This window comes from Paenibacillus sp. 3LSP, from assembly GCF_032465655.1.
Classification (GTDB): Bacteria; Bacillota; Bacilli; order Paenibacillales; family Paenibacillaceae; genus Fontibacillus; species Fontibacillus barengoltzii.
The window spans coordinates 1-2,681 of the sequence record NZ_JAWDJI010000216.1 but is presented as its reverse complement, the minus strand read 5'-3'; the positions used below and the strand labels follow the sequence as shown (position 1 = coordinate 2,681).

Below are 2,681 nucleotides of genomic sequence, written 5' to 3'. Positions count from 1 at the left end.
GCGTAACGGTATACCATGCGCAGAGCGGTCAGTTTGAGTTTCGGCCAGGGCCGGTGTTCGCCCATGTCGTATTGGCCGATGAGATCAATCGGGCAGCGCCGCGAACCCAGTCGGCCTTACTGGAAGCGATGGAAGAACGGAAAGTGACGATTGACGGAGAGACGCGGGCTTTGCCGAAGCCGTTCTTGCTGCTGGCGACGCAAAATCCGCTGGAATACGAAGGAACCTATCGCTTGCCGGAGGCGCAGTTGGATCGCTTTCTGATGCGGCTGACGCTCGGGTACCCGAATCCGGAGCAGGAGGTGGATTTACTCGGGAGAATGCAAGATCCGCCTGATCTTACCGATCTGAAGCCGGTGCTGTTACCGGAGGAAATTGCCCTGATGCAGCGTCAGGTGCGCAGCGTATTTGTGGACGACGTCATCAAGCGCTATATGGTTGGCGCTGCGGACGTCTCCCGGCGGCATCCGCAAATCGCACTGGGCTTCAGCCCGCGCGCAACGCTCGCTTGGATGGGGGCGGCGCAGGCGATGGCGTATTACCGAGGACGCTCCTTCGTCACGCCGGACGATGTCAAGGCGGTCGCGCCCGCTGTGCTCACGCACCGGATCGTGTTGCGAACGGAAGCGAAGCTTGACGGAGTCAGCGGCGAGCAGGCGCTATCAGAGGTGTTGTCTAAGGTGGATGTGCCGATTTTTGCACGGAGAGCGGGGGCTTCATCATGAAGCACGCAGGATGGGCGTGGCTGATCGCCGTCGCCTTCGCCGGCGCTTTGGGAGGTTGGTATGCTTGGCGCGGCGGGGTGTCGTCTTTATTCTTGCTGCTGCTGGTCGGATTCATGATGCTGCAGGGCATCTTGGTCCAAGCGTTTGGCCCAAAGCGCTTTAAGGTGGAGCGCGCTTGGCAGCCGGTCTATCCGGTTGCCGGCGAACCGGTCACGGTCACGTTATCGGTCCGCTGTGAGGGAGGTTTGCCGCCGGTTTGGCTGCAGATCGAGGACCAACTGGCAGGTGACACCGTGGGTTCAGAAAATGGGAAGAACCGCCCGGGGAGCCGGGGCGGTAGTTTGTTTTTTACCGGATTTCGCCGGGACTACCGGATGACTTATACGATTCAGGGCTTACCCCGGGGCGTCTATAAGCAAGCGTCCGTCAAGCTGACCTGGGGCGATCCGTTTGGCTGGTTCAAGCGGAGCCGACTTGCGGCCTCCCCAGAGGTGATGGTCGTTCATCCGTTGCCGCTGGCAGGAAATCCCCCGAAGGCAGAGGTACGGGCGGAGCAAGAGGGCGGCGGAGCATGGCAGCCTCAGTTGGTCGCATCCTCTCCAGCACCGGGCCGGTTAAGACCTTATGTTGAAGGGGACCCGTTGCGGCGAATCCACTGGAAATACTCGGCGAAAAAAGGCGAGCTGCTCTCCCGCATTCCCGAAGAGCAGGGGGTGATGCCGCGTTATTTGCTGCTGAGCACGCGTGACGGCGATTATGCTTCCTCCGCCGGCTTCGAACTGGCGGTTTCGGCAGCCGCAACGTGGCTAACACGCGAAGCAGGCGGCGATTCTGGGTCCGATGAGCTTCGGTTCAGCCATGGCGGGATGGACGGCGCTTGCCAGGTGAACGGTCGCGATGGCTTGATGAGCGGTCTGGAGCAGCTTGCCGGCCTCCGCTTGGGGAACGGTTTGTCTGCGGGTGAAATACTGCGCCGGGATTGGTCCGAGGTGTTCTCCCAAGGGCAAAGCCTCACCGTCATCACCGGCAAGCTGACGCCTGAATTAGCGGGCGATGTGCTGCATTTGGCTGAGCTGGGCGTGGCCACGGAAGTTTGGTGTGCCGGCGGACTCGGCGGATCGGATCTGGGGCGGCTGGTTGCCCGACTGCGGGAGAGGGGCGTCACGGTGCTGGATCTGACGCTGTATCGGACGAAAACTCCGCGGAAAGGGGCGATCAAGCATGTCAGCGCCTAAAGCGTCAGTGATCCCTGCCAGCGGTCTGTCGGCACGGATGACATCCTCCCGACGCAGCGGACATTCAGCGCCTTCCATCGGCCTGCGGATCTTAATCACGCTGTTGTTGTTTGCTTTATTTGGGGAATGGTTGTATCCGCTGCACGCGATGATTCCTGAAAGGCAGACGGAGCTGCTTCCGCTGTTTTTCGTTCTCACAGGTGCTTTGCTGCTCATTGGCTGCCTGCGGCTGCCATCTGTCCTGTATGCACCGGTGCCGCCGCTGCTTATCGCCGGTGCCATGTTGTATCTGTTCGGAAGAGGAGAGGGGATTGGCTGGTTTATCGGCTACGCCCATACGGTCTCTGCTGATTTGGAGGTGTTTTGGGATACAGGGCGGCTGTTCTCCATCAGTATGGAGACGCGGGCTTTGCTCCTGTTGATCGGTTGGACGTTGCTGGTTGTTTCCGTACAAATGCTGGCGTTATCGCGGCAAAGTATTTTGCTGTTCTTGAGCGCCACGGTGATTTACTTGCTCGCGCTGGAGGCGGCCGTTGGCCTGGAGCTGTATTTGGGCGTCATCCGCTCGGCAGCGTTGGGCCTCGCGCTGCAAGCGGCGGCGTTCCATCGCGGCGAGTCTGGACTGAGCCGGGGAGCCGGGAGACTCGCCGGCGGGGTCGTCGTACTCGCCTGCGTGGCGGGCGCAGCGCTGCTCAGCTCGCTGCTGCCGCTGCAGCCGGTG

At 61.2% G+C, this 2,681-nt stretch carries 2 protein-coding genes and 1 pseudogene; all 3 read left to right on the top strand.

Annotated elements, in window-relative coordinates:
• On the top strand, positions 1-725 hold a 725-nt coding region (locus RW092_RS18750; RefSeq protein WP_316010958.1), incomplete at its 5' end, for an AAA family ATPase.
• Positions 722-1,960 carry a DUF58 domain-containing protein gene (locus RW092_RS18745; RefSeq protein ID WP_316010957.1) on the top strand — a complete coding sequence of 413 codons (1,239 nt, stop codon included), beginning with the start codon at positions 722-724 and terminating at the stop codon, positions 1,958-1,960. The genes RW092_RS18750 and RW092_RS18745, both read left to right, overlap by 4 nt.
• A pseudogene (locus tag RW092_RS18740) lies at positions 1,947-2,681 on the top strand (hypothetical protein); the annotation flags it as partial. The gene RW092_RS18745 and the pseudogene RW092_RS18740, both read left to right, overlap by 14 nt.

Coding starts and splice junctions, on each gene's coding strand:
- RW092_RS18745 (WP_316010957.1), top strand. CDS start 722: ATGAAGCACGCAGGATGGGCGTGGCTGATCGCCGTCGCCTTCGCCGGC.